This window comes from Mycobacterium kyogaense, from assembly GCF_036946525.1.
Lineage (GTDB): Bacteria > Actinomycetota > Actinomycetes > Mycobacteriales > Mycobacteriaceae > Mycobacterium > Mycobacterium kyogaense_A.
The window spans coordinates 29,518-55,536 of the sequence record NZ_JAQIIY010000019.1 but is presented as its reverse complement, the minus strand read 5'-3'; the positions used below and the strand labels follow the sequence as shown (position 1 = coordinate 55,536).

General features: G+C 70.0%; 26 protein-coding genes and 1 pseudogene. 14 read left to right on the top strand and 13 right to left on the bottom strand.

Features of this window, described 5'->3' with window-relative positions; genetic code table 11:
• The first annotated feature begins 11 nt into the window (after positions 1 to 11).
• The gene (locus PGN37_RS16955; RefSeq protein WP_335332269.1) at positions 12 to 1,232 is read left to right on the top strand and encodes an MFS transporter; all 1,221 of its coding nucleotides are present in this window, start codon (positions 12 to 14) and stop codon (positions 1,230 to 1,232) included.
• On the opposite strand, the gene PGN37_RS16950 is transcribed toward PGN37_RS16955, so the two are convergent.
• Both PGN37_RS16950 and PGN37_RS16945 read right to left on the bottom strand, forming a co-directional pair.
• Complete coding sequence (locus PGN37_RS16950; protein WP_442932948.1) at positions 1,229 to 1,567, bottom strand: heme-binding protein; 339 nt, start codon at positions 1,565 to 1,567, stop codon at positions 1,229 to 1,231. The two genes, PGN37_RS16955 and PGN37_RS16950, sit on opposite strands and share 4 nt — an antisense overlap.
• Before the next feature lie 17 nt (positions 1,568 to 1,584).
• Positions 1,585 to 1,848: a hypothetical protein gene (locus tag PGN37_RS16945; RefSeq protein WP_335332164.1), complete on the bottom strand. Its 264-nt coding sequence runs from the start codon at positions 1,846 to 1,848 to the stop codon at positions 1,585 to 1,587.
• A gap of 230 nt (positions 1,849 to 2,078) precedes the next feature.
• Here PGN37_RS16945 and PGN37_RS16940 point away from each other — a divergent pair, with 230 nt between their 5' ends.
• Positions 2,079 to 3,425 carry an acyltransferase family protein gene (locus PGN37_RS16940; protein ID WP_335332163.1) on the top strand — a complete coding sequence of 449 codons (1,347 nt, stop codon included), beginning with the start codon at positions 2,079 to 2,081 and terminating at the stop codon, positions 3,423 to 3,425.
• Here the strand turns inward: PGN37_RS16940 and PGN37_RS16935 are convergent.
• Complete coding sequence (locus PGN37_RS16935; protein WP_335332162.1) at positions 3,377 to 3,505, bottom strand: hypothetical protein; 129 nt, start codon at positions 3,503 to 3,505, stop codon at positions 3,377 to 3,379. The two genes, PGN37_RS16940 and PGN37_RS16935, sit on opposite strands and share 49 nt — an antisense overlap.
• Before the next feature lie 203 nt (positions 3,506 to 3,708).
• On the opposite strand from PGN37_RS16935, the gene PGN37_RS16930 reads away from it, so the two are divergent.
• The gene (locus PGN37_RS16930) at positions 3,709 to 3,852 is read left to right on the top strand and encodes a hypothetical protein (RefSeq protein ID WP_335332161.1); all 144 of its coding nucleotides are present in this window, start codon (positions 3,709 to 3,711) and stop codon (positions 3,850 to 3,852) included.
• Between the two features lie 62 nt (positions 3,853 to 3,914).
• Here the strand turns inward: PGN37_RS16930 and PGN37_RS16925 are convergent, their stop codons facing one another.
• Positions 3,915 to 5,084, bottom strand: a complete 1,170-nt coding sequence (locus PGN37_RS16925) for a CynX/NimT family MFS transporter (RefSeq protein ID WP_335332160.1) — start codon at positions 5,082 to 5,084, stop codon at positions 3,915 to 3,917.
• A 141-nt stretch (positions 5,085 to 5,225) separates the two neighbouring features.
• Between PGN37_RS16925 and PGN37_RS16920 the strand changes: the two are divergent.
• The 5 genes and pseudogenes from PGN37_RS16920 (at position 5,226) to PGN37_RS16900 (ending at position 9,804) form a co-directional block, all read left to right on the top strand.
• Positions 5,226 to 6,906 (top strand): annotated as a pseudogene (locus PGN37_RS16920) (PP2C family protein-serine/threonine phosphatase).
• A complete protein-coding gene (locus PGN37_RS16915; RefSeq protein ID WP_335332159.1) occupies positions 6,903 to 7,958 on the top strand; it encodes a cobalamin B12-binding domain-containing protein in 1,056 nt (351 codons plus the stop codon). The pseudogene PGN37_RS16920 and the gene PGN37_RS16915 overlap by 4 nt, the downstream one beginning before the upstream one ends.
• The gene (locus PGN37_RS16910) at positions 7,955 to 8,305 is read left to right on the top strand and encodes an STAS domain-containing protein (RefSeq protein WP_335332158.1); all 351 of its coding nucleotides are present in this window, start codon (positions 7,955 to 7,957) and stop codon (positions 8,303 to 8,305) included. The genes PGN37_RS16915 and PGN37_RS16910 overlap by 4 nt, the downstream gene beginning before the upstream one ends.
• A 6-nt stretch (positions 8,306 to 8,311) precedes the next feature.
• Positions 8,312 to 9,100 carry a DNA-formamidopyrimidine glycosylase family protein gene (locus tag PGN37_RS16905; RefSeq protein ID WP_335332157.1) on the top strand — a complete coding sequence of 263 codons (789 nt, stop codon included), beginning with the start codon at positions 8,312 to 8,314 and terminating at the stop codon, positions 9,098 to 9,100.
• Positions 9,101 to 9,132: 32 nt separating this feature from the next.
• On the top strand, positions 9,133 to 9,804 hold the full coding sequence (locus PGN37_RS16900; protein ID WP_335332156.1) for an alpha/beta hydrolase: 672 nt from the start codon (positions 9,133 to 9,135) through the stop codon (positions 9,802 to 9,804).
• On the opposite strand, the gene PGN37_RS16895 is transcribed toward PGN37_RS16900, so the two are convergent.
• From PGN37_RS16895 to PGN37_RS16875, 5 genes are read right to left on the bottom strand one after another with little or no spacing between them, the layout of a single operon-like run.
• On the bottom strand, positions 9,782 to 10,228 hold the full coding sequence (locus PGN37_RS16895; RefSeq protein WP_335332155.1) for an acyl-CoA thioesterase: 447 nt from the start codon (positions 10,226 to 10,228) through the stop codon (positions 9,782 to 9,784). The genes PGN37_RS16900 and PGN37_RS16895 overlap by 23 nt on opposite strands.
• A complete protein-coding gene (locus PGN37_RS16890) occupies positions 10,221 to 11,540 on the bottom strand; it encodes a hydroxyacid-oxoacid transhydrogenase (protein ID WP_335332154.1) in 1,320 nt (439 codons plus the stop codon). The genes PGN37_RS16895 and PGN37_RS16890 overlap by 8 nt, the downstream gene beginning before the upstream one ends.
• Positions 11,537 to 12,436 (bottom strand): EamA family transporter, encoded by a 900-nt coding sequence (locus tag PGN37_RS16885; RefSeq protein ID WP_335332153.1) that lies wholly within the window; start codon positions 12,434 to 12,436, stop codon positions 11,537 to 11,539. Before PGN37_RS16885 ends, PGN37_RS16890 begins: the two co-directional genes overlap by 4 nt.
• A 19-nt stretch (positions 12,437 to 12,455) precedes the next feature.
• Positions 12,456 to 12,890, bottom strand: a complete 435-nt coding sequence (locus PGN37_RS16880) for an SRPBCC family protein (RefSeq protein ID WP_335332152.1) — start codon at positions 12,888 to 12,890, stop codon at positions 12,456 to 12,458.
• A gap of 8 nt (positions 12,891 to 12,898) precedes the next feature.
• Positions 12,899 to 13,744, bottom strand: coding sequence for a 1-acyl-sn-glycerol-3-phosphate acyltransferase (locus PGN37_RS16875; protein WP_335332267.1), 846 nt, complete (start codon positions 13,742 to 13,744; stop codon positions 12,899 to 12,901).
• A gap of 83 nt (positions 13,745 to 13,827) precedes the next feature.
• Between PGN37_RS16875 and PGN37_RS16870 the strand changes: the two genes are divergently transcribed.
• Together PGN37_RS16870 and PGN37_RS16865 are read left to right on the top strand one after the other, a co-directional pair.
• Complete coding sequence (locus PGN37_RS16870) at positions 13,828 to 14,670, top strand: acyl-CoA thioesterase (RefSeq protein ID WP_335332151.1); 843 nt, start codon at positions 13,828 to 13,830, stop codon at positions 14,668 to 14,670.
• Positions 14,671 to 14,698: 28 nt separating this feature from the next.
• Positions 14,699 to 15,529, top strand: a complete 831-nt coding sequence (locus PGN37_RS16865) for a formate/nitrite transporter family protein (protein WP_335332150.1) — start codon at positions 14,699 to 14,701, stop codon at positions 15,527 to 15,529.
• Here PGN37_RS16865 and PGN37_RS16860 read toward each other — a convergent pair.
• Positions 15,526 to 16,989: an amidase gene (locus PGN37_RS16860; RefSeq protein WP_335332149.1), complete on the bottom strand. Its 1,464-nt coding sequence runs from the start codon at positions 16,987 to 16,989 to the stop codon at positions 15,526 to 15,528. The two genes, PGN37_RS16865 and PGN37_RS16860, sit on opposite strands and share 4 nt — an antisense overlap.
• 134 nt (positions 16,990 to 17,123) lie before the next feature.
• On the opposite strand from PGN37_RS16860, the gene PGN37_RS16855 reads away from it, so the two are divergent.
• Entirely contained in the window at positions 17,124 to 17,609 is a 486-nt protein-coding gene (locus tag PGN37_RS16855) for a hypothetical protein (RefSeq protein WP_335332148.1), read from the top strand.
• Between the two features lies 1 nt (position 17,610).
• Here PGN37_RS16855 and PGN37_RS16850 read toward each other — a convergent pair whose 3' ends face one another.
• Positions 17,611 to 18,438: an LLM class F420-dependent oxidoreductase gene (locus PGN37_RS16850; RefSeq protein WP_335332147.1), complete on the bottom strand. Its 828-nt coding sequence runs from the start codon at positions 18,436 to 18,438 to the stop codon at positions 17,611 to 17,613.
• 96 nt (positions 18,439 to 18,534) lie between these two features.
• Here PGN37_RS16850 and PGN37_RS16845 point away from each other — a divergent pair, with 96 nt between their 5' ends.
• Together PGN37_RS16845 and malQ are read left to right on the top strand one after the other, a co-directional pair.
• Positions 18,535 to 19,245 carry a VIT1/CCC1 transporter family protein gene (locus PGN37_RS16845; protein WP_335332146.1) on the top strand — a complete coding sequence of 237 codons (711 nt, stop codon included), beginning with the start codon at positions 18,535 to 18,537 and terminating at the stop codon, positions 19,243 to 19,245.
• 40 nt (positions 19,246 to 19,285) lie between these two features.
• A complete protein-coding gene (malQ, locus tag PGN37_RS16840) occupies positions 19,286 to 21,265 on the top strand; it encodes a 4-alpha-glucanotransferase (RefSeq protein ID WP_335332145.1) in 1,980 nt (659 codons plus the stop codon).
• A 30-nt stretch (positions 21,266 to 21,295) separates the two neighbouring features.
• Here the strand turns inward: malQ and PGN37_RS16835 are convergent, their stop codons facing one another.
• The gene (locus PGN37_RS16835) at positions 21,296 to 22,252 is read right to left on the bottom strand and encodes a TIGR03557 family F420-dependent LLM class oxidoreductase (RefSeq protein WP_335332144.1); all 957 of its coding nucleotides are present in this window, start codon (positions 22,250 to 22,252) and stop codon (positions 21,296 to 21,298) included.
• 75 nt (positions 22,253 to 22,327) lie between these two features.
• On the opposite strand from PGN37_RS16835, the gene PGN37_RS16830 reads away from it, so the two are divergent.
• Positions 22,328 to 24,142, top strand: coding sequence for a glycoside hydrolase family 15 protein (locus tag PGN37_RS16830; protein ID WP_335332143.1), 1,815 nt, complete (start codon positions 22,328 to 22,330; stop codon positions 24,140 to 24,142).
• An 81-nt stretch (positions 24,143 to 24,223) separates the two neighbouring features.
• Here PGN37_RS16830 and PGN37_RS16825 read toward each other — a convergent pair whose 3' ends face one another.
• Positions 24,224 to 25,972: an MOSC and FAD-binding oxidoreductase domain-containing protein gene (locus PGN37_RS16825; protein WP_335332142.1), complete on the bottom strand. Its 1,749-nt coding sequence runs from the start codon at positions 25,970 to 25,972 to the stop codon at positions 24,224 to 24,226.
• Positions 25,973 to 26,019: the final 47 nt, after the last annotated feature.

The following is a 26,019-nucleotide window of genomic DNA, read 5'->3' as shown; positions in this document are numbered from 1 at the left end:
CGGTGGGGCTGATGTTCGACCGGGTCTTCGGCGCCCTGTTCTGGGGCAAGATCTTCTCGGTCGTCGCCGTCTGGACGCACGGCATCGTCGCGGCGATCGTCATCTACGACGCCACCCGCTCGGCTCTGATGGTCGGCATGGTGGGCGTCGCCCAGTTCGGACCTCAGCTGCTGCTCACCCCGACCAGCGGCAAATGGGCCGACACCGGGAATCCGGTACGGCAGATCCTGCTCGGCCGAGTGTTCTGCGCGATGGGCTCCGGCCTGGTGGCGGTGTGGTTGTTCGCCACGCCGTCGGCGCACGGAACGGCGGCAGCAGCGGCGGTGCTGCTCGGCTCGCTGCTCGTCGGCTTCGGGTTCGCCGTCGGGGGTCCGGCGATGCAGTCCATCGTGCCCAGCCTGATCAGGGACGGCGAGCTGTCCACGGCCATGGCGCTCAACAGCATGCCCATGACGATCGGCCGCATCCTCGGTCCCGCCGCCGGCGCGTACCTGGCCGCCCACCTGGGACCGGCGTACGCGTTCGCTGCGAGCGCCGGTCTGCACCTGGTCTTCGCGGCACTCCTGATCGTGGTGCGCTTTCCGGCACCCGCGCCTCGGCGCGCGGGCGCCGACTACCGGGTGCGTGTCGCGGTCCGCTACGTGCTGGGCGACCGCAGGCTACTGCTGGCACTCATCGCGGTGACGGTGGTCGGCGTCGCGTCGGACTCGTCGATCACCCTCACTCCGTCGGTGGCCGACGCGCTCGGCGGTGGCCCCCGGATGGTCGGCATGCTCTCGGCGGTCTTCGGGATCGGCGCCGCGGTCGGGATGGCACTGCTGGCGGCGCTGCGCGGCCGCATCGCGGCCGACCTCGTGTCGTGGCTCGGGCTCTGGGGGCTGGCGGCGGGCTGCGCGGTGCTGGCGGTCGGCGGCGTCGCCGCCGTGGCCGTCGCCGGGTTCGCGCTGGCCGGGCTCGGTTTCGGGTGGGCGATGACCGGACTCGGCACCGTCGTGCAGGAGCAGGCGCCCGAGGAGCTTCGCGGCCGCATCATGGCGCTATGGCTGGTGGGTTTCCTCGGCTCACGACCGCTGGCGGCGGCACTGCTCGGCGGGACCGCCGACGCAGTCAGCGTGTACGCAGCGTTCGGCGTCGCCGCCGTGCTGTGCGGGGTCGTCGTGATGCTGTGCCGACCACGTCAGATGACACCGTCGACCGGAACACCTCCGGCCACGTCACCACACGGCAGCTAACCGCAGCGGGCCCGGAAGTCGACCGAGGGCTGCCGGATCGCGCGCAGCGAGTCCCCCACATCCGGGCGTGCGGTGACGTACGCCTCGACCGCGGCCTTCATGTCGTCGCGGCTCTTGTCCCGCAGGCTGGTGAAGAAGTCGTTCACGTCCGGGTGGGTGAACAGATAGGCCGAGGTGGCGGCGGTGACGCCGGCCATGACGCCGGCCAGGTCGGCGGCCGTGCAGTTCGGCGGCGGGGCCGGCGCCGGTTGGGCGGACGCCGGGCCCGCGACGGCCAGCAGCGCCGCTGCCGGTGCGAGTGCCGTCATCACGGCACGGGCGAGGAGAGTGCTCATGGTGCTCCTGTTCGCGTTCAGTTGCGTCCGGGCGAGAAGATGATCGAGAGCCCGCCGTCGTCGCAGTACCAGTCGTAGTCGCAGGGATAGGGCCACGCAGGTCCGGTGTCGAGCGTTCCGGGACCCTGCCCGTTGTTGGTGCCACGCACGGAGCCCTGCGAGCAGACCGTGGTGCCGTTGGAGCTGACGCACTCCGCACCGGCCGCCGGCGCGACGGCCAGCGCGGCGGCGAACAATGCCGACGACCCGTACAGTGCCGCCGCGGCCCGCAGCCTAGACACAGCCACTCACGCTGATGCACACGTCAGCCGACGCCGTGGGCGCAGACACCGCACCGCTCAGCAGCGTCGCACCCAGACCGGCCAACACGCCGATGCGCCGATGACTCAGCAGGCACGTCACACGTGAGATTCTGACGCTGCCGTCACGCCTCGTCCAGATTTCGCGCGTATCGGTGACGGAAGTCCTTTCCGCTACCGTGCGAATGGAGACATGCGCATCGGGAGGGTCGATGACCGAGACCACCGCCGCGGGAGCCGCACCGCGCCAGGGTGCGCTCGACCTCTACCGGTCCGCCGCAGTGCTGCTCGTCGTGATCGGGCACTGGCTGCTGTCGGTGATGACCTACCGCGACGGCTCCTTCGGTCGGGACAATCCGCTGGTCCTGATGCCGTTGACGCAGTGGATCACGTGGTTCTTCCAGGTCGTACCGGTCTTCTTCGCCGTCGCCGGATACGCCAGCGCGACATCATGGGAGCGGCTGCCCGCCGATGCGGGTACCGCGGGCAGGCAGGACTGGATCCGGCGCCGAGTGGCCGGCACGCTGGGTCCCACCGGCGTCTATGCGGGATTCATCGTGGTGGTGATGGCGGTGCTGCTGGCGCTGGGCGTCAGCGGATCGGTGCTGGAACTGGGCGGTTGGGCCGTCGCGATGCATCTGTGGTTTCTCGCCGTGTACCTGATGGTCGTCGCGCTGACACCGTTGGCCGTCGCGGCGAACCGGCGGTGGGGGCTGCGGGTGCCCCTGACCCTAGGAATCTGCCTGGTGCTCGTCGACGTGGTCGGCATCGCGGCGGATCACGCCGAGATTCGCATGGCGAACTACTTCTTCTGCTGGGCCGCCGTCTACCAGCTCGGCATCGCGTTCCATGACGGCCTGCTGAGCCGGCGTGTGCTGCTCTCCACAGCGGCGGCCGCTGCGCTGACGCTTCCCGCGCTGGTGACGTGGGGGCCCTATCCCATCGCGATGATCGGTGTCCCCGGCGACCGCGTGGAGAACAGCGCACCCCCGTCGGCGGCGCTGCTGGCGCTGGCCCTGCTGCAGTTCGGGGTGCTGTTCGCCCTGGTTCCGGCGCTGAACCGGGTACTGGCGCGTGGTGTCTGGCCGCGGGTGATCGGCCTGGCCAACCAGAACGTGATGGCGCTGTACCTGTGGCACATGCTGCCGGTGATCGTCGTGACCCTCGTCGGCTATCCCACCGGGCTCCTGCCGCAACCACCGCTGGGCTCGGGCGCGTGGTGGCTGGCCCGCCTGGAGTGGGAACTGGTGCTCGCGGTGGTCGCGGCGGCACTGCTGGCGGTGCTGCACTGGCAACGCCGATTCGTCGCGGCCGCGATGCCGACGCTTGCCGTCCCGCTGCCGGGGGTGGTCGCCGAGGCAACGCTGTACGCGGGTACCGCGGCATGCGCTTTGGCTCTGGCAGTCCTGTCGGCACAGGGATTCGCGCCCGGCGGCCGCCTCCCGGTGCTCGCGGCGGCACTGTTCGTGGGTGGTGCACTGCTCGTCGCGATGCGCCCTCGCGCCGCGGCTCAGTCGCGGTCGGCGTCGGGCATTCCCTCGGGCGGCGGCGTCGCGTAGGCCGGGTTGGCCGGCGGCACGCCCTCTCCGGAATCGGTGACGGACTGGTCCGGATCGTCGCGAGTTGGGTCGGTTGTCATGGCAGCGGCGTTACCCGTTTCCGTCCCGAACACTCCTGCGTGACGGCGCTCACTGTCCGCAAACTCACACGTCAGCAAGTTGATTTACGTGGAATTAACACGGAAGCATGTCCGGTTGTGCCTGCTGGGCGGGCGATCCTCGCCCCGCAGGCCACACCGAAGCACCCCGGCACCCCGGGAACCGAACAAGGAGTACACGCACCATGTCTGTCGCGCAGTTCCGCGCCAACCTCAAGCTCGCCAGGGATCGGCGTCGTCTGTACGCGCGGATCCGTTCGCTGCCCGATTCGTCGATCCGCGACGAACTCGTGGCCGTCGCCGAGCGGTACGAATCCGCTCAGGGCTGACGAACGCACAGCGACGCGCTGGGGAACGCCCAGTGAAGCCGTAGAAGCCGGTGACCTCGCGGTCACCGGCTTTTTTGGTACTCGTCCATGGTCACGTCCCTGGCCGCCCACAGTGCGGAGACCGCTTGCGGAACGAGGACCAGAGCGAGCACGGTCATCGCGACGGTCCACGATCCCGTCACGTCGTGCAGCGCGCCGATCGCGACCGGCCCTATCGCCGCCACGACGTATCCGACGCTCTGCGACATGCCCGACACCTGGCTGGTCTGGTCCGTCGAGGTGCTGCGCAGGACCATGAACAGCAGCGCCAGGCTGATCGATGCACCCGGGCCCGCCATCACCAGCATCGTCCACAGCGTCGGGGCCGACGTCGTCGTCACCAGACCGACGAACCCGACGGCGGTCAGCGCCAGCGCCGCCAGCGTGACGGCGCGCTGGTCGGTGAACCGACCCGCCACGATCGGCGCCAGCAGCGACATCACGAGCCCGGCCACCTGACCGAGAGCCAGTACCGCGCCGGCACTGCTGGCCGACATGCCGCGATCCACCAGGACCTCGGGCAGCCAGGCCGTGAATGTGTAGAAGATGAACGACTGCGACGCCATGAAGGCGGTGACGGCCCAGGCGATCGGATTGCGCCACAGCGACGCCGCGGGGCGCCCGGCGCTGACCCGGTGCACGCGGGCCAGTTGCGGCACCCAGATCAGCAGCGCCGCCGCCGCGCAGACACCCCAACTCGCCAGCGCGAGCCGCCAATTGCCGCCCAGCGCATCGTCGATGGGGATGGTCAGCGCCGCGGCCGCGGCGGCGCCACCCGACAGCGTCATCGAGTACAGGCCGGTCATCAGGCCGGAATGATGAACGAAGTCGCGCTTGATCAGCGACGGCAGGACCACGTTGCAGATCCCGATGCCGACGCCGGCGAGCGCGGAACCGGCGAACAGCGCCCACGGGCTGGGAACCAGCCGCACGGCGCTGGCGACGACGAGAACCACCAGCGCTCCGAACACCGTGCGTTCGATGCCGAAGCGCGCCGCGCACCGGGGCGCCAGCGGAGAGACGAGGCCGAACACCAGCACCGGCAGGGTGGTGAGCAGGCCGGTGACCCCGCTGCCCCACCCGGTTGCCGACTTGATGTCCCCGACCAGGGGCGCCACCGCCACCACGGCCGGCCGCAGATTCGCCGCGACGAGCATGATCGCGACAGCCGACAGAATCGTCACAACTCCCATCCGCGGCCGATGATGCGTTACCGTCGAAGGAACAGCTGCAGTGCTGGGGGCCTTGCTCACTTCTTCCAGGGTGGTCCGACCACTGCAGTCAAGGCAAATCGCTTCAGCGCTGTTCCGGCGTAGAGTGATCAACAACATCGAATGGGGGTTGACGTGCGTAAGAACGCTACCCCCGAACTGGCCGTCGGCGCTGTCACCGAAACCATCGCCGCAGAGCCCACCTGGGACCCCACCTGGGCCAAGGTCCCTCACCCCGTGATCGTCGTGGACGCCGATGGCGTCGTGAGCGCCGCGAGCGCCGCCGCGCTGGCGCTGCTGCCCGCGGCCCGGCCCGGCGCGGCGCTGCTCGACTGTGCCCCCGACTGGCTGATCGCCGCCCACATGGGGCTGCCCGCCACCGCCGTCGGTGAGGTCGCCGGCCGCGAGATCGAAGCGCGACCGACCCGGTTGCCCGACGGTGCGATCGCCCTGGTGGCTCTTCACCGACATCGACCAGGCCCTGCTGCTCGCCCAGGAGGCCGTGGGTCGCGAACGCGACCGCGCCGCGTTCCTCGACGAGGCCTCCACAGAACTGATGGCCTCGCTCAACGTCGAGCGCTGCATGGAAGCCACTGTCCGGATGGCGGCGCGGCACCTCGCCGACGCCGCGGTCGTGGTGGCGCCCGCGACGCGCCGACAGATCTCGCTGGTGTGCGCGGGTCCCGACGGCACGGTTGTGCAGCGCACCGTGGAGGGCGGACCTGAGCTGGTCGCCGGCCTCGCGGAGGCCCTGCGGGGATTCCCGCCGGTGCCGTCGCGGTGGATCGATGCGGCCACGGTCCCCGAATGGCTCATTCCGGAGGGTTTCTCCGGCCCCGTCGGCTCCGTCGTCATCACGCCACTGCCAGGCCACGGTGTCCCCGCGGGCGCGTTGGTGCTACTGCGCCAGACCTCGCAGATGGCGTTCAGCGACGGCGAGGAAGTCTTCGCCCGTCTCTTCGCCGCCCGCGCCGGCACGGCGCTGTCCGCCGCCCGCCTCTACGGCGAGCAGGCGGCGATCACCCGCACGCTGATGCGGGACCTGCTGCCCCCGCAGCTGCATCGCTTCCACGGCATCGAATTGGCAGGCGGCTACCGCGCCTCCGAGGACGACCACCTGGTCAGCGGTGACTTCTACGACGTGCATCCCGCGGCGAGCCCGGAGGACGAGACGTTGGTCGTGCTCGGCGACGTCTGCGACAAGGGTCTCGAGGCCGCGCTCGTCACCGGGAAGATCCGCAACACCCTGCAGGCGCTGGCGCCGCTGGCCGACGACCACGCCGGCGTGCTGCGTCTACTCAACAGTGCGCTGCTGTCAGCCGAGCACACGAAGTTCGCCACGCTCGTGCTGGCGTCGGTGTGCCGCCGCGACGGCCAGGTCTGCCTGCGCCTGACCAGTGCCGGACATCTCGCGCCGCTGATCGTGCGTGCCGACGGTCGGGTGGAAGAGGCCGATACGCGCGGCACTCTGGTCGGGGCGCTGCCCGAGATCAGGTCGTCCACCTTCGAGACCACGCTGGCTCCTGGCGAGACCTGCCTGCTGTTCACCGACGGGGTGACCGAGGCACACGGCGGGCCGACGGGCTCGGAGATGTTCGGGGAACCACGGTTGACCGCTGCTCTGCGAGAGTGCGTCGGTATGCCCGCCGAGGCTGTCGTCGAGCGCATCATGATGCTCACCTCGCAATGGGTGAAGGGCCGCCCTCACGACGACATCGCCGTCGTGGCGATCACATCGCCCCGCCGCACTCACCTCAGCGCGGTCGACGGGCACACGGCCGGGAGGTTCACGGCGTCCGCATGAGCACCACCATCGACAGGCTGTGGGCCGCGCTCCTCGACGGTGACGAATACGCCGCCGCAGCAGCGGTTCTCGAGGCCGCCGACGCCGGGGTTCCCTGCGAGGAGCTGCTTCTCGACGTCATCGCGCCCGTGCAGCGTCGAGTGGGCACGGAGTGGGCGGCCAACCGGATCACGGTCGTGCAGGAGCATGTGGCCACCGCCATCAACGACCGGGTCATCGCGGCCCTGGCGCACCACGGTGCGTGCCGGTCGGCGCAGGCATCAGCGGGCCGCGTGACGGTCGCGTGCGTCGACGGTGAGTGGCACGCGCTGCCCGCGCGGCTGCTGGCCGAAGTACTGCGGCTGCGCGGGTGGCAGGTCGACTTCCTCGGCGCCCAGGTACCCACGCCCCATCTGATCGCGCACCTGCATCATCACGGCCCCGACGCGGTTGCGCTGTCGTGCATGATCCCGACCCGTCTGCCCACCGCGCACGCCGCGATCACGGCGTGCCAGGCCGCCGGAGTCCCGGTTCTCGCCGGTGGCGCCGGCTTCGGAATCGACGGCCGCTACGCCACACTTCTGGGCGCCGAGGCGTGGGCGCCCGACGCGAGGACCGCAGCCACGTTGCTCGCGGACGGGGTGCCGCGCCGTACGCCGTGCGCGCCGCACCAACCCATCGACGACCTGCCGCACCTGGCCGACCAGGAGTACACGATGGTCAGCACGGCGGCAGGCAACCTGGTCGCGACGACGATGACCGAGCTGGAAACCCGCTTTCCCGCGATGCGCGACTACACCGAGCAGCAGCGCCAGCACACCGTCGAGGACCTCGCGCACATCGTCGACTTCCTGGCCACCGCGTTGTACACCGACGACGATGCGCTGTTCACCGACTTCGTCACCTGGACCGCCGAGATCCTCTCCGCCCGTGGGGTGCCTGCGGCGTCGCTGCATCCCGCGCTCGACTCGCTGGCCGCCCACCTGTCCGAATTCCCCCGTACCCAGCGCCTCCTCGCCGCGGCACACCGTGCACTCGGCAGGGCCCCGATCGACCAGGCAGCATCTGCATGAATCTCACGCTGAGCACCGACTTCGACGGCACGTCGACCAGGCTGACCGTGGCCGGAGACCTCGACTACGAGAGCACGCCGAGGCTCGTCTCGGCCGTGACGGACCTGCTGGCCGGTTCGCCGTCGGTCACCGACCTGCGCCTCGACTTCGCCGGCCTGACGTTCTGTGACTCGGCCGGTCTGTCCGGCCTCCTGCTCGTTCATCGCAAGACCTCTGTCTCAGGGGTGCAGTTGCACCTCGACCGCCGGCCTGCGCAGTTGCAGCGGCTGCTCGACATCACCGGCGTGCTGGACCACCTGACCACCAGGCCCATCCGCGAAGCGGCGAGCGAATCCCGCAGCGTCTGAGACCGCGTGCCCGAGGGTGACACCGTCTACGCGCTGGCCCGGCGCCTCGATGACGCCCTGAGGGGCCGCACCCTCGTCCGTGGCGACCTGCGCGTGCCCGCGCACGCGACCGACGATCTCTCGGGCCACACCGTGACGGCGCACCTGACTCACGGCAAGCATCTGCTGACGCGGCTCTCCGGCGATGTCACGCTGCACACCCATCTGCGCATGTCGGGATCGTGGACGGTGTCGCCGACCGGGCGCTGGCTGCCGCGGTCGGTGATGCCCGACGTCCGGGTGGTGCTGCGCACCGACGGGCCGGCCGCCTACGGGGTGAGGCTGCCGGTGGTCGAGCTGGTGCGCACGGCCGACGAGGATCGCTGCGTCGGCCACCTCGGACCCGATCCGCTGCGCGACGACTGGGATCTCGACGAGGCAGCCCGGCGCGTCGGCGCCGACCCGCAGCGACCGCTGGTCGCCGTCCTGCTCGACCAGCGGTGCGTCGCCGGGTTCGGCAATCTGTGGGCCAACGAGCTGTGCTTCCTGCGTGGGCACGATCCGTGGACACCGGTCGGACAGGTCGACGTCGCCGCGCTGCTGGAGTTGGGTGCGCGGGCGTTGCGCCACTCCGCGACGGTGCCGGGCGCGATGCAGGTGACGACCGGGGTGCGACGCAAAGGCGAGCAGCACTGGGTGGCCGGGCGCGCGGGACGTCCGTGCCTGCGCTGCGGGACGACGGTGCGGGTGGTCGCTGAGGTGGCGGGAGATCCGGAGCGCAGGCGCACCTGGTGGTGCCCGACCTGTCAGAGATGAATCGAATGGGCCGCGGTGGGCACCCGAGCGTCATGGACACCATCGAGTACGCACCGGGCCGCCACGCGGACATCTACGGTGAGCCGGCCGATGCGCCACTGCTGCTGTGGCACGGGACCCAGACCGACGCCCGTGCCACCGTCGCTCGGCTGGCCACCGCGCTCGTCGAGTGGGGCTTCGGAGTGGTGGCGCCGGATTGGAATTCGCATGCACCCGATCACGGCCGGTCGGACCTGCTGGCGTCGGTCGACTGCGTGCGTGACTGGGCGGCCGCCCCGGATCGGCTCACGCTCGTCGGATGGTCGCTCGGGGGTGCTGCGGCTGCGGGCCTGACACTGCACGCCGACGAGTTGGACGTGTCACTGGCGCACACGGTGTGCCTGGCCGGCGCGTTCATGGTGGCCGATCCGATCAGCGGGGTACCGCCGGCTGATGCGCTCCCGCGAGCCGTTGCCGGCGCGCCGTTCACGCTGCTGCACGGCCGTGCCGACGACGTCGTCGGCGTGGAGGTGAGCCGTCGGTTCGCCCAGCGGCTGGAATCCGCCGGGTGGCCTGTGCGCGTGGTCGAACTCGACACCGATCACGGCGGGATCGCCGGGGCTTGCTACGACGCCGCCGCCGACCGCTACGCGCCGTCGGACGACCCGTCCGCACTGCTCGCTGCGCAGCAGGTGGCCGAGCTCATTGCGGCTGTGCGGCAATAGTTTCCAGCGCAGCACGCATCGCCTCGGGAATCGGCACCGCCGTGCGCTGCTCGCGGTCGACGAACACGTGCACGAAGCGGCCGTGGGCCAGCGCCGCCGTGTCGTCGGCGCCGAAGATCGCCACACCCCAGGTGACCGAGCGTCGGGACATCGCATCGACGCGCAGGCCCGCCCGGAGTTGGTCCGGGTAGGCGGCCGGGGCACTGTAGGTGCACGACGACTCCACGACGAGCGCGATGACCGGTGAGGTGTGGATGTCGAGGCCGCCCTCGGTGATCAGGAAGTGGTTGGCGACGGTGTCGAAGTAGCTGTAGTACGTGACGTTGTTGACGTGGCCGTACACGTCGTTGTCCATCCACCGGGTGGTGATGGGCAGGACGTAGCCGTAGCTGTCGATCCCGGTGTCAGGCCCGCGATCAGGCATAGCTCAGGGCCTCCCGAAAGATGGTGGCCAACAACGCTTCGTCCACATCGATCGGTGCGTTGCCCAGCAGCCGCTGCTGCGGGAACGCCCCGGCGGCCAGCGCCTCGACATCGGCGTCGGTGTAGCCCACGTCGGCGAGCCCGGCCGGCATCCCGACCGCGGCCATGATGCCGGTCAGATGCCCGGCGAGCACGTCCCCCGCATCGGCGTCGATCGCGTCCGTGACGTCGGCGCCGAGGTGCCCGGCTGCCGCGAGGTGGCGGGCCGGGTCCGCCGGCGCAGTGATCCGAAAAGCCGCAGGCGCGTTGAGTATCACTGACATGCCGTGTGGCACAAGGGGTTTGTCATCGGGATATCCGGACGGCCGGAATTCGCGGACCTGACCGGCCACCGCGTAGGCCATCGCATGGGGAATGTGCACGCCCGCATTGCCGAACGCGATACCGGCCAGCGTTGCCGCCCACATCGTCTGCTCCCTGGCTTCGCGGTCCGTCGCATCGGTCACCGCGCGCACCAGGTAGCGGCCGAGCAGTGCCAGGGCTTCGCGGCTGCCCAGGTCACTCCACGGGTTTGCACCCTGGCTCATGGGTCGGGCGCTGGCCCGCGCCGGTGCGTCCCGCCGGGTGAACGGGCGGGCGGTGTAGGACTCCAGCGCATGGGAGAGCACGTCGAGACCGCTACACGCGACGACCTCGCCGGGCAGGGTGTCGGTGCTGTCGGGGTCGACGAGCGCTTCGGTGGGCCGCAGTGCCGGGCTGGCGATGCCCGTCTTCGCGTGCAGCGAGAGCAGATCGAAGATCGCGATGCCGGTGACTTCGCTGCCAGTGCCCGAGGTCGTCGGGCAGGCGATGTGCGGCGCCAGCGGTCCGGGCACCGCTCGCCCCTGCCCGATGGGGGCGTTGACGTAGGTCTCGAAGTCGGCCGGATGGGTGGCGTAGAGGTTGGCGGCCTTGGCGGTGTCGATGACTGATCCGCCGCCGACCGACACGTATCCGTCAGGTCGGGAGTCCGTGGCGAAAGCTGCTGCAGCGCGGAAGGATTCGTCGGTGGGCTCGACGGCCACGTCGGCATAGGTGACGACGTCGAGGCCCGCGTCGCGCAGCGCGCGCTCTGCGTGGGCGAACAATTCGAGCCGGGCGATCGACGGATCGGTGAACAGGGCGACGCGACGCATCCCCTGCGCCGCCGCCCGATCGCCCACCTCTCGGATACAGCCGCGGCCGAATGTGATGCGGGAGGCGTCGACGGTGAAAGCGGTGTCGAATCCGGTGTCGAATCCGGCGTCGAGGCCTGCCTCGTGCTGACAGCTCATGGCTCGATTGTGCCGCCGTCGTCACCGGGGCTGCGGGCGGCCCGCGCGCTGACCGCCAGGGCGGCCATCACCGCGGCGATACCGGCCGCCTCGGAGACGGTGGGCCGCTGCGCGAGAGCGACGGCGCCGACGACCGCCGCGGTGGCGGGCAGCAACGCCAACAACAGCGCGAACCGGGCTCTGCCGATGGTGGCGAGCACCGGCTGATCCAGTGCGTACGGGATGGCGCTGGAAAGCAGCCCGATGCCCGCGCCCCAGAGCCAGGTTCGCGCTTCGGTCAGGACAGACGCGTCGACGGCGGCCTGCGTCGAGAGCAGGATCGGTGCACTGACCACCGCGGCGACACCCATGCCCACGGCCAGCGAGTCCAGTCCGGCTCCCGCATCGGCGACCTTCTTGCCGAGCACGATGTACCCCGCCCACAGTGCGGCGGCCAGCAGCGCGAATGCCACACCGACGGCGTCGACGTCGGATTGCACCCCCGCAAGCAGGTAGACCCCCGCCCCGACGAGCGCCACCGACAGGTAGTCGAGGCGGCGCCGTGAACCGAGGACTGCGACCGCGACCGGGCCGGTGAACTCGATGGCGACGGCGGTGCCCAGCGGTATCCGGGCGATCGCCTCGTAGAACGCCACGTTCATCGCGAGCGTGACGGCGCCGAACGCCGCGGCGACACCGACACCACGCCGGGTCCAGCGCCTCCGCAGCGCCGTATTCCAAGGCCGTCGCCACGCGAGCAGGACCACCGCGGCGCCCAGCGCTCGCAGCCACGCCACGGTTGCGGGCTCGGTGGTCTCGAACAGCCACACGCCGATCGCCGCGCCGACGTACTGGGAGATCGCGCCGACGACGAAGAACAGCGGCACCGACCACGTCGGAATCGCGCGTGCGGACACGCCTGCGAGTACAGCAGAGTCAGTTCTCGACGAGATCCTTGAGGCGTCGCAGCGTCTCGTCCATCGTGCGGGTCACCTGGCTGGCGGCCACGCGGTCGGCGATCAGGCCGAGCAGCCCGCCGGGCGCTTCGTAGGCGAGCCGGAACGTCACCTTGGTGCGGCCGTCGCCGGCGTCACGCAACCGGAAGCGGCCACGAAGGGTGATTCCGGTGATGCCGATCCACGCCAGGTCGCGCGGCTCGTCGAACTCGGCCACCTCGATCACGCCGCCGATGGGCACCGAGCCCACCTTCCAGTGCACGGTGTAGCGCGCGCCCGCACCCATGGGAGTGTCGGTGACGATCTCCCAGCGTTCGAGGTTCGCCATGAATTCGGGGTAGCAGCCGGGATCACTGACGTGTTTCCACACGAGGTGCGGTTCGACGCCGACGACGATGCTGCGTGACAGTCGCATCTCTCCCCCTATCCGATCACCGGGAAGCGACGCTCGGTGGCCAGCCGGTCCACCGCACCCTGCAGGCTGGCCAGCACGCGGTCGTTGACATCGTCGTCGTCGGAGTCGGCGATGTCGGCGGCCTCGATCGGTTCCTGGACCTCGATGACGACCTTGGTGGGCAGCGGCAGCCGCGGCACCATGTCGCTGACCGTCAATCCCCACGGCGGGGCGAACAGGATGGGCACGCTCTTGAGCCGGGCGAGCTTGTCGACCATCAGCAGTTTGGCCAGCCACTGTCCGCGATCGAGGAACAGCGCGGCCTCCTGGCCGCCGACACTGGCGATCGGGACGATCGGCACGCCCGCCTCGCGCGCCAGCTTCACGTAGCCCTTGCGTCCGCCGAAGTCGACCTCGTGGCGCTCCCACGTCGGCCGGAACACCTCGTAGTCACCGCCCGGGTAGACCAGGAGCGCGGCACCCGACTTCAGCGCGAGCGTCGCGTTGTCGTGGTTGGCCGCGATCGTGCCGAACTTGCGCAGCGAACCCAGCCCGGGCATGGAGACCACGAGGTTGTGCGCCAATTGGTAGAAGGGCCGCTCGACGCCGAAGTAGGTGCAGAACGCGAGCGTGAACACGAAGGTGTCCGGGGGCAGGTTGCCGCCGCTGTGGTTGCCGACCATCAGCACCGGGCCGTTGGCGGGGATGCGGTCCAGCCCGCGCACGTCGGCCCGGAAGTAGAGCGATGCCAGCAACCACAGCCCGGGCAGCTGCTCGAGGATGTAGTCGGCGTCGCGCTGATCCATGTCCGCTTTCGGCACGCGTGCCGAAATCTCGTGCTTGAGCCATTCCAGCGCATCACCGATCCCGGGCATGGCTGTGAGATTGACCACCATCGGCTCAGGGTAAACCTGCACCCGATCCTGGGAGCTGGCGAACGTCGTGCAAGATCGCCGGCATGGGCTCTTCCCCGAACTCCTCGCTGGTCGACGTCCTCGCCTCGTTGGACCTGACGCGCATCGACGCGCGCTCGTTCAGCGGCGAGCAGCTGCCCGCCCCCGCCAACCACATCCTCGGCGGGCACATCTCCGCCCAGGCACTGCTGGCCGCGAGCCTCACCGCGCCCGACCGCACCCCGCACAGCGTGCACGTCTACTTCCTCCGTCCTGGCGACGCGCGCCGGCCTGTCCGGTTCGACGTCGTCGACCTGCAGGAAGGTCGCACGTTCTCGGCGCGCCGCGTGACGGCCCGCCAGGAGGACCAGATCCTGCTCGAAGCGATGTCGTCTTTCACCGCGCTGACGCCGGGACCGACCTCCGACGGGTATCAGCCTGAGTGCCCGGAGGTGCCGGCGCCGGAATCGCTGCCGGTGGTCGCGCCACACCTCGCGGAATCGTCGGAGGCGACGGCCGGGCAGTGGGCCAGCCTGCGCTGGTTCGAGCGGCGGATCGTCGATGCCGCGTCGACGCCGCCGGCGCGCAGCCGGATCTGGTGGCGCCCCGACGGTCCGCTGCCCGATCAGGGTCCGGTGCGGACGGCGGCGCTGGTCGCCTATCTGTCGGCGGTGACGCTGACCGAGCCCGTGTACCGGGCGCGGGGCAGGGCCGGCGTCTCGTTGCAGCGCGACCACTCGCTGTGGTTCCACGCCCCGGCCGACCTGTCCGACTGGCTCCTCTACGACCAGTGCTCCCCCAGCAGCACCGGCGCGCTGGCGCTGGGCAGCGGATCGATGTTCAACCGCGACGGGCGGTTGGTGTGCACCGTGCGCCAGGAGCTGTATTTCGCGCCGCCGCGGGGGTGACCGGGGCGCGAGTGGGTACTCGCGCGCGATGGACACCGACCAGCGCGAACTCGGCGATTCCGACAGCCCTATCGAGGACGCTCTCGAGCAGGCCTTCAACCGGATGGTCGACGAGGGAACCCAGCGTCTGCACCGCACTGCGCGCGAAGTCCTGGTCACCGGTTTCTTCGGCGGCACCGAGGTGGCGATGGGTGTGCTCGCCTACCTGTCGGTGCTGCTGGCCACCGGTAATCCGCTGCTGGCCGGGCTGGCCTTCTCCGTCGGCTTCCTGGCTCTGCTGCTGGGACGCAGCGAGCTGTTCACCGAAGGGTTCCTGGTTCCGGTCACCACCGTGGTGGCCAAGCGCGCGAGCGTCAGCCAGCTGCTCAAGCTCTGGGCCGGCACACTCGCCGCGAATCTCGTCGGCGGCTGGCTGATCATGTGGCTGGTCATGACGGCGTTCCCGAAGCTGCATGCCCAGACGATCGAGTCGGCGCAGCATTTCGTGGATGCACCGCTGAACGCCGAATCCGTCGCGCTCGCGCTGCTGGGCGGCATGGTCATCACGTTGATGACGCGCATGCAGCACGGCACCGATTCGATGCCGGCCAAGATCGCGGCGGCCGTCGCCGGCGCGTTCCTGCTGGCCGGCCTGCAGCTGTTCCACTCGATCCTGGATTCGCTGCTGATCTTCGGTGCGCTGATCGCGGGTGGCACCTCGTTCGGCTATCTGGAGTGGCTGTCGTGGTTCGGCTACACCCTCGTCGGCAACATCGTCGGCGGTCTGGCGTTGGTCACGCTGCTGCGGCTCATCCGCAGCAAGGACCGGCTGAAGGAGGAACGCCGCGAGGCCGAGTCGCCGGCAGGCGAGGAGCGTTAGAGCGCAGGAACGCGGTCGAACCAGGGGACGGCCCGCTCCAGTTGCGCTGCGAGGCGGAGCAGCAGCGACTCACCGGCCAGCGGCGCGACGAACTGCACCCCGAGCGGTAGTCCGTCGGCGGTCCAGTGCAGCGGAACCGACATGGCCGGGCGGCCGGTGAGGTTGGCGAGCTGGGTGTAGGGCACCCAGCCGAGGTTGTCGTCGACCATGTCGTCGACGATCTTGGTGAACCGCAGCAGCTTGGCTGTCCGGGTCTTGAGCAGCACGTCGGCGCCGCGCGCCAGCGCAGCGGGCAGGTCGAACGCCCCGATCACGGGCGGGGGACTGGCCAGCGTCGGCGTCAGCAGCAGGTCGTAGGTGGAGAAGTAATCGGTGAGCCGGCGCGTGTGTTCGTGGCGGCGGGCCACGGCGTCGACGTAGTCCACCGCACCGGTGGCCCGGCCGAGCGCGGCCATGATCAGCGTGTCCCGTTCGAAGGACTCGTCGCCGGCGCCGGTCAGCCTCTTCGCTTCATCGACCTCGTGAGCGAGCGTGACGAACCATGTGAGCAGGAAGTCGCGGGCCAGGGCGGCATCGTCGAACGGCGGCGCGGAGAGCTCCTCGACGTGGTGGCCGAGGTCGGTCAGCACCCGGGCGGCGTGGTCGACGGCCGCGTAGGCCTCCGGATGCGGGGACGGGGTGATCGACGAGGGGACGCGGTAGCCGATGCGCAGTGGGGCGGGGTCGGCGTTCAGGGTGGCTGCGAACGGCTCGTCCGGCATCGCCGGCACGTACGGAGCGCCGGGCTCGCCGCCACGCAGGAGATCGAGCATGACCGCGGTGTCGCGGACCGAACGGGACACGACACCGTTGACGGCGGCGCCGTGCATGGGTTCCCCGGCGCTGGGGCCCGACGGGATGAGGCCGCGGCCGGGTTTGAGGCCGAACAGCCCGCAGCAGCCGGCCGGGATGCGGATCGAACCGCCGCCGTCGCTGGCACCCGCGCACGGGACGATGCCGGCGGCGACTGCGGCGGCCGATCCGCCCGAGGAGCCGCCGGGGCTGTGGGCGAGGGCCCACGGGTTGCGCGCTGCGCCGTTCGCGATCGGTTCGGTGATGCCCTTCGCGCCGAACTCGGGTGTGTTGGTCTTGCCGAAGACCACCAAGCCGGCATCGAGCCAGCGTTGGACGACGGTCGAGTTCTCGGTGGCCGGCCGCGACGCCAACGCGCGCGATCCCGAACCCGTGGGCAAGCCGGCGATGTCCTGGCCCAGATCCTTGATCAGGAACGGCACTCCCCGCAGCGGTCCGTCGGGAGGCTCGGGCGCGGGCACGTCGCGCACGATCGCGTTGATGCGCGGGTTGACGGCTGTGGCGCGTTCCCGGGCGACGGTCAGCAACTCGTCGGCCGACACCTGCCGCGTGGCCACCAGCTCGGCCAGCCCGACGGTGTCGTACGTCCGGTAGTCGGCGAAGTCCATCACGCGACCGTATCGCGGGACGGGAATGTTTCAATCGTTATCAAGGTTTGTCTCATTTGTCACATGGGTAACTCCAGTAACGACGCGTCAGACGCGTCACCCACCACCGAGAAAGTGACGAATGGATCATCGCCATGAACACCATCCTGTACTTCAGCACCCAGGGCCTGGTTTATGAAACACGCGCCTACACCCGCGCCGATATCGACCGTCTCGTGCACGACCGCGGACTGCAGTCGCTGACCAGCGCCGACCGTCAGTTCGATTTCTGGTTCAGCTCCTCGGCGGGGCTTGGCAGTCGAATTGGCTGCCAGCGCCGCATCAACCGCCATGCCACCGAATTGCTCATGGCGACAACCAAATTCACCGCCAAGAACGTGCCTCTGCTGCGCGGTGCCGTCGTCGTGGCGACCCACGACGCCGACGGCGACCTCGACGGCCTGAGCTGGCAGCAGCTCGACGTCCTGTCGGAGCGCATCCGGTCCGTCAGCGATCGCGACGAGCGCCAACTCACCCGTCGGATCGTGCGCGATCAACGCCGCCGACGCCGCGTGGCCGCACCCGCCGCCACACCGTCGCAGCCCGTCGGCGCACCTCCGCGCATCGCCGCCGCGAGCTGAGTCAGCCGAACTGCGCGACCCGCTCGGCCAGCAGGTCGAGGATGCGCAGCGAGTCATCGCGCGACTTCGTCGGCAGCAGCAGACCCGCCTCTTCGAACCCGAGATCGGCTGCCCCCAGCCAGTATTCGGGGTCGTTCGGCGCCGAGAACAACCGCAGGGGCACCTCGTAGTCCGCCCGATCCCGAATCTGGCCGACGCGATCCCGCAACTCCGGCAACGGAATCGGGTTGGCCAGCCACCCGGCCCGATGCCGGACGATGCGAGTCACCGTGGCGTTCGAGTTGCCGCCGATGAACACCGGCGGATGGGGTGTGCGCACCGGTTTGGGCCGGATGAAGGACGACTCGATGTCCACATGACGACCGTGGTACTCGGCAGGCTCGGTGGTCCACAACGCGATGATCGCCTCCAGGCGCTCGTCGAGCAGTGCGCCCCGGGTCGCGGGATCGGTGCCGTGCTGGCGCATCTCCTCGAGGTTCCACCCCGCGCCGACCCCGAAGACGAAGCGTCCCCCGGAGATCAGGTCGATGCTGGCGGCTTCCTTGGCGGTGATGATGGGATCGCGTTGGATCAGAAGCGCGATCCCGGTGATCAGCTCGATCGACGACGTCACGGCGGCCGCGGCGGCCAGTGTGACGAACGGGTCCAGCGTGCGGTAGTACACCGACGGCAGGTCACCCCCGCCGGGATACGGCGTGGCGCGGCTCGCCGGGATGTGGGTGTGCTCCGCGATGCCGAGCGAGGTGAAACCGCGCTCCTCCACCGCCCGGGCAAGTGACACCGTGTCGATGGCGTCGTCGTTGACGAAAGTCGCGATGCCGAACCTCATTTCTAGAAGGGTAGACCCCTCGTTGGGGCGGCCACCCCTCGTTTGGGCAGGCTAGGTTTGCTGGTGACCTGCGCGGTTTCTCGCTACGGTGGCGCGGTGAGCACCGAAACCCACCCCGACGAGCCGCATCTCGGTTCCGTTGCCGCCAAGCTGAATTGGTTGCGGGCCGGTGTCCTGGGGGCCAACGACGGGATCGTGTCGACCGCCGGTCTGGTGGTGGGGGTCGCCGCGGCGACCGCCGAGCGGGCGCCGATCCTGACCGCCGGCATCGCCGGCCTGGCCGCCGGTGCGGTGTCGATGGCGCTGGGCGAATACGTCTCGGTGAGCACGCAGCGCGACACGGAGAAGGCGCTGCTGAACAAAGAGGAGCGGGAACTGCGTGACGACCCCGCAGCAGAACTGGACGAGCTCGCAGCGCTCTACGAGGCCAAGGGCCTGAATCCGGCCACGGCGCGTACGGTCGCCGAAGAACTCTCCTCGCATGACGCGTTCACCGCGCACGCCGAGGCCGAATTGGGCATCACGCCCGGGGAATACACGAATCCTTGGCAGGCGGCGCTGTCCTCGGCGCTGTCGTTCACCATCGGTGCGCTGCTGCCGATCATCGCGATCGTTCTCCCGCCGACGGCGTGGCGAGTGCCGGTCACTGTGGTGGCGGTGCTGGCCGCGCTGCTGCTCACCGGAGCGGTGTCGGCAGGGCTCGGCGGCGCACCGAAGCAACGTGCCATGGCCCGCAACGTGATCGGTGGCAGCCTGGCGTTGCTGATCACCTACGGGATCGGGCACGTGGTCGGCGCCGCCGTCTGAGGCGCGGTGTAACGCTCGCCCATCGGGGTACAGAACCGCGGTGACCACCGATCCCGCGCCCGTGCCCGACGACCTGCGCCGGCTGGCCGATGCCCACGGCGTCGCGACGTTCTACCGCAACGAACGTCGCGAGCCGGTGAATGTCGATGCCGACGTCGTGATCCGGGTACTCGGTCTGCTGGACGTGGAGGCCGGCACCGAGGCTGCGCGCCGCGCCGAACTCGCCCGCCTCGAGGAGCGCGAGCGCGCAGGCGTGCTGCCGCCCACGCTCGCTGTGCGGTTGACGGGCCAGGCGCGGCCGGTTCCTCAGGCCAGCCTGCTGGTCGCCGAGGACGGCTCCCACATCGAGGTGCACGACGAGATCCCGGCGGACCTGGCGCCGGGATGGTACCGGTTGCACACCCGCGACGGCCAGGAGGTCACGGTCGTCGCCGCTCCCCCGACTGTGCCGACCGCCCCGGACACCTGGGGGTGGATGCTGCAGCTCTACGCACTGCGGTCCGAGCGCTCATGGGGAATCGGCGATCTCGGCGACCTGACGGAGTTCGTCCAGTGGACGGCAGCCGAACACGGCTGCGGCGCAGTCCTTCTCAATCCACTGCACGCGCCGGGTCCCACCCACCCGGTCCAACCCTCGCCGTACACGCCGTCGAGCCGGCGGTTCGCCAACCCGCTGGCGCTGAGGATCGAAGACCTGCCGACCTACGCCGACGCTGATCCCGCGACTCGCGCCGATGTCGACGCGCTGCGGGTGTCGGCGACCACGGAACGCATCGACCACGACCTGGTCTGGGCGGCCAAGCGCTCGGCACTGGAGCTGCTGTGGCACTCGGCGGGACGGCCGGATCCGTTGGCCGACGGTGCATCCGACGGCTTGCGCGATTGGGCCACCTACTGCGCGCTCGCCGAACGGCACGGCGGGCGGTGGAGCCGATGGCCGACAGAACTGCGTCAGGTGGGCGGCGATGCGGTGGCGTCGGCTCGTCGTGAGTTGGCTCCGCGGTTGGCTTTTCACGCATGGGTTCAGCAGCAGTGCGAGGCGCAGCTCGGCGCGGTTCGGGAGACGGCCAAGGCGTCCGGTATGGCACTGGGGGTGCTACACGACCTCGCGGTGGGCGTCGACGCGGACGGCGCTGACGCGTGGGCGCTGGCCGATGTGCTGGCGAGCGGGGTGAGCATCGGCGCGCCGCCGGACAACTTCACCCCGCGCGGCCAGGACTGGGGCCTGCCGCCGTGGCGCCCGGATCGCCTGGCCGCCAGCGGTTATGCACCGTTGCGCGACATGCTGCGCGCCGTGCTGTCCCACGCCGACGGCCTGCGTATCGACCATGTCGCCGGGCTGTGGCGGCTGTGGTGGATACCGCCGGGTGACGGGCCCGATCGCGGCACCTACGTCCACTACGACGCGGAGGCGATGCTGGCGGTGTTGGCCCTGGAGGCCCATCGCGCCGGCGCCACCGTCGTCGGGGAGGACCTGGGCACCGTCGAGCCGGAGGTGACCCAAGCGCTGGCGGACAACGAGATGCTGGGCTGTGCGGTCGCGTGGTTCACCCGCGACCTCGACCAACCCGACGAACCGCTGCTCCCCCCGGCGCGGTGGCCCGAGCGCGCAGCCGCGAGCATCTCGACCCACGACCTTCCGACCGCCGCGGGCTTCCTCCGGGGCGAGCATGTGCGGGCGCGGTCCGATCTCGGCTTGCTCAAAGACGTGCCCATCGAGCAGGCGAACGCGGATGCCGAACGCGCAGAGTGGTTGGCGCTGTTGCGATCTGAGGGTTTGCTCGACGCCGATGAGTCCGATGAGGCTGTCGTGCTCGCAATGCACCGGCTGCTGGCCCGCACGCCGAGCCGGTTGAAGCTGATCTCGCCCTATGACGTCATCGGCGAGATACGTCAGCCGAACCTGCCGGGCACCGTCGACGAGTACCCGAACTGGCGGCTGCCGCTCCCCGAAACGCTGGAGGAGCTGCGCGCCGATCCGCGGGTCGCCGCGATCACGGCCGCGATGCGCCACCCCTGACCGAACCACGCCCCCATCAACTACGGAGAACTAGCCCTGAAACTGGGGCAGCACGTCTTGCTGCCAACTCGTGAAGAACCCGTCGAGATCTGGGCCGATCTGTTGCACGTAGATCTCGTCGACCCCGGCCTCGACGTACTGACGCACCTGGGCTGCATGCGCATCCGCGTCAGGGCCACACGCCACGGACTCGGCCACCATGTCCCGCGGAACCAGAGTCGACGCCGCCATGAAGTCACGCGGCCGCGGCAGTGTCTGCGCCAGCTGCCCGGGCAACGCCTCGTTCGCCCACAACCGGTGTGCCGCATCGAGTCCGGCATCGGCATCGCGATCCCAGCTCACCTTCGTGCCCGCCTGCACCGGCTTGTCACCGCCGCCGGAGTCGCGGAACGTCTTCACCAGTTCGGCGTCGGGCATCGTCGTACAGAACCCGTCGCCGATCCGTCCCGCGAATTCCGCTGCCTGCGGCCCGAATCCGGACACATAGATGGGTACCGGCTGCTCGGTGCGGGTGTAGATGCGGGCTTCCTGCACCTCGTAGTGTTCGCCATGGTGGCTGACCTCGTCACCGCGATGCAGCAGGCGGATGACCTCGATCGCCTCCTCGAGCATCTCCAGCCGCACCCCCACCGATGGCCACGGATCACCGAAGATGTGCTCGTTGAGCAGTTCTCCGCTGCCCACGCCGAGCACGAATCTACCGTCGAGCTGCACGGCCGCCGTCGCTGCGGCCTGCGCGATGATCGCCGGGTGAATCCGCATCGTCGGGCACGTCACCGCGGTGCTGACCGGCAGCGAGGTGACCTGCGACAGTGCACCGATCACTCCCCACACGAACGGGCTCTGCCCTTGCTCGTCGTTCCACGGGTGGAAGTGATCCGATATCCACAACGCCTCGAATCCGGCGTCCTCCGCGCGTTTCGCCTGTTCGATCAGACCCGCAGGGGTGTACTGCTCACAGGACAGGAAGTAACCGATCGTCGCCATGCGGGCGCGGTTACCCGGTGACAGTGCCACTATGCATCCGCGTTTGGCCATCTCCGGCCGGGGAACGGCGACGGGGTGAGTGCACCCGAGCTCGATCCGGTCACCTCCGCGCTGGAGGACACCGCCAACCGGACCGACGGCTACGTGGCGCTGCGCGACTACGCCCCGATCGGCGACGGGCGCACCGTGGCCCTCGTCGCCCTCGACGGGGCGATCGACTGGCTGCCGTTGCCGCGCCTCGATGCCCTGCCGGTGTTCGGCGCGTTGCTCGATCCCGCCAACGGGGGCCGCCTGGAGCTGTGTCCGGACGTACCGTTCACCGCGACCCGCCGCTACCTGGGTGCCACGAACGTCCTGCAGACGACGTTCGTCACCGAGACGGGCACCGTGCGGGTCACCGATTCGATGAATGTCGGTGTCGCCGGCCGATTGCCGTGGACCGAACTCGGTCGGCGGATCGACGGCGTCCAGGGCAGCGTGCCGATGCGGTGGCGCGTCGCGCCGGGGACGTGCTTCGACACCGCCTCCCCCTGGACGCGCGAGACGCCGCACGGCACCGTGTTGCGCTCTGCGACACTGAGCATGAGCGTCTGCACGTCGCCCGGCCTCGACGTGACGCTGACCGACCAGGCTGCACTGGGCACCTTCACGGCGCACGCGGGTCAGCGGTACGTCGTGGGCCTCCTCAGTGCTGACGACGAACCACTGATGCTCTCCTCCGCCGACGAGGTGGACCGCGGCATCGACCGCGCGATCGAGGCCTGGTCGACGTGGGCCGCGCAGATACCCCGGTACGAGCACTTCGATGCCGACCTTCGCCGCAGTGCACTGTTGCTGAAGTTGTTGATCGACAGCGGCACCGGATCGATCGCCGCAGCCGCCACCGCGTCACTCCCCGAACGCCCTGCCGGCGGCAAGAATTGGGACTATCGCTTCGCCTGGGTGAGGGACACCGCGTACACCGTCGACGCGCTGCAGCGCCTCGGGCTGCGGGAGGAGACGCACGCCTCGGTCAGCTGGCTGCTACGCACCATTCGCCGGCACGGTTGCGAGGCCGGCGTGTTCTTCACCCTCGACGGGTCGCAGCCGGCGCCGCCGGTCACCCATGACGTGCCGGGGTGGCGCGGCGTCGGGCCCGTCGTCACCGGGAATCCTGCGGCCGGTCAGCTGCAGTTGAGCATTTTCGCCGACCTGTTCAACACCGTCCGGCTCTACGTCGACGGCGGGCACGCGCTCGACACCCATACCGGCCATCTGCTGGCGACCTTCGCCGACGCCGCGTGCGATGCCTGGCGGCGCACCGATTCCGGGATGTGGGAGCTCGAGGAGGTGCGGCATTACACGAGCTCCAAACTCGGCTGCTGGCAAGCACTTCGGTGCGCGGTGCATCTCGCCGAGCTCGGCCAGATCCCCGGCGATCAGCAACGGTGGGCCGCCGAGGCCGACCGTATCGCCGACTGGATCCGCCACCGCTGCTGGTCCCCGGAGGTGGGTGCTTACGTGTGGTTTCCGGGAACCGACAAGCTGGACGCCTCGGTGCTGTTGCACGCAGGCAGTGGATTCGACCGCAGTGAGCGGATGTCGGCGACCATCGACGCCATCCGCGACCGACTCGGCGCCGGCCCGCTGATCTACCGCTACAGCGGTGCCCGGGAGGAGGGTGAGGGTGCCTTCGTGGCGTGCTCGTTCTGGGTGGTGTCGGCGCTGCGGGCGGTCGGCCGCGACGGCGAGGCGCGGGGGCTGCTGGCCGAGTTGCTCGAGTACGGCAACGACGTGGGGATGTTCGCCGAGATGATCGATCCGGCGGATCGGGGCTTCTTGGGAAACCTTCCGCAGGGGTTGAGCCATCTCGCGTTGATCGGCGCTGCACTCGACGTACGACACCCCTGACTGCGCCCAAACCGACGTATGGGCTTGAGGACAACCCGTTTTCGCGCCCAGATGTCGGTTTGGGCGGGGGTCAGCCACGCTTCAGAGGTCCAGGGCCACCGGTTCGACGGGTGACGCGCAGCAGATCAACACGTTGCCTTCCGCGGGCGGTTCGAGCGGCTCGGGGTCGTAGCGCACCGACCCGGACAACAGCGCCGTCTCGCAGTTGTGACACACCCCGGTGCGGCAGGACCACCGCGTCGGGACATCGCACGCCTCGGCGAGTTCGAGCAGGCTCATGCGGTTCGGCCCCCACGGCACCGCGAGCCCGCTGCGGACGAACTGCACCTCGGGACCCGGACCGGGGTCGCCGTCGGGGTGATGCGCAGTGAGCGTGGTGGCGGCGATGCCCGGAGTCAGCGCCGGCCCCGCACCGAAGATCTCGGTGTGCACCCGCGACGGGTCCAGGCCGTGCGCCAGCAGCGCCGCCTCCATTCCGGTCATGAAGGGCTGTGGCCCGCACACGTAGGCGGTGGCCTCGCGAGGAATGGCCAGCGCCTCCAGCGTCGCCGCGGAGAGCCGGCCGGGCTCGCTGTAGTCGATCCCGGCCCGGTCGGCAGAGCCCGGCTGGCTGTAGACGACGTGAGACATGCTGTGCGCCAGCGTCTTCAGTGCGTCACGGGCTTCGACACCGAACGCGTGCTCGGCCCCGTTGCGCGCACCGTGCAACCACCACACCGGTCGCGCCGACGCCCTGGAGACCAATGCGTTGAGCATCGACAGCACCGGCGTGACGCCCACGCCCGCGGAGACGAGGACCACCGGCGACTCGTCGTCGGCCAGCCAGAACGTGCCGCGCGGCGCGGCGACGTCGAGCGAGTCGCCGGGGCGCAGCGTCGTGTGCAGGTAACCGCTTGCCGCACCGTGGGGTTCGCGTTTGACCCCGATGCGGTATACGGCGCTGCCGGGCGCGTTGCACAACGAGTACGTCCGCACGACCGCAGCGGCGCCGTCGACACGTGGCAGCCGGACCGTAACCGATTGTCCGGCAAGCCATTCTGGAAGCGGAGAATCCGACGGGTCGGCGAGCATCACCGAGCGCACCGACTGGCTCTCCTCGACCACGTCGCGCACGACCAGGGTGCAGAAACCCACCCACGCTGGCGGGGGGCCGGCGGCCGCCAAGCCGGGATTGCCGGTCCCCGCAGCGTCCTGGTCGGCCAGTGCGCGCAGGGAACCCTGCCAACCCGGGCTGAGGGCCGGGATGCGCAGCGCCCGGGCCAGCCCGTCGCGGGGATGGCCCGGGAGATAGAGCAGCGCATCGCTCTCGGCGACGGTCATCTGTTCCGGGCCGTCGGAGATCTTGACGATCTCCTGGCCCGCCTCCACGTCACCCTCGGTGATCACCCGGCAGTAGAACCCCGGTCGACGGTGAGCGACCAGCAGCGCGGCCATCCTCGGCTCCCCGATTCGCATTCCAGCGCGGTAGCAGGTGACCCTGGGCTGGGTGACCTCGAGGACTGCATCGCCCACGGACAAGCGGTCGCCGATACAGACTTCGTCGTCGGGCAGCCCTTCCACGGTGAGGTTCTCCCCCAGCCATCCGGGTTCGAGGTCGTCGCGGCCGAGCTCTCGGGCCCAGTGCCGGTAGGAATCCATCTGATACACGAGCACGGCACGGTTCTCACCGCCGTGCCCACCCAGATCGCCCTGCCCGTCACCGTCGATGTTGAGACGACGCACCCGCCGGGGTCCGGCGACCGGATCTTTCCAGGCGCCGGTGTACACCGTGCGGCCGTGCCACGACACATCACGGGGCATCCCCACGTTGACGGACACCACGGTGGCCATCCGGTCATCCTCCTCGGATCGGTGCGGCAGCGCAGCCAAATACACCC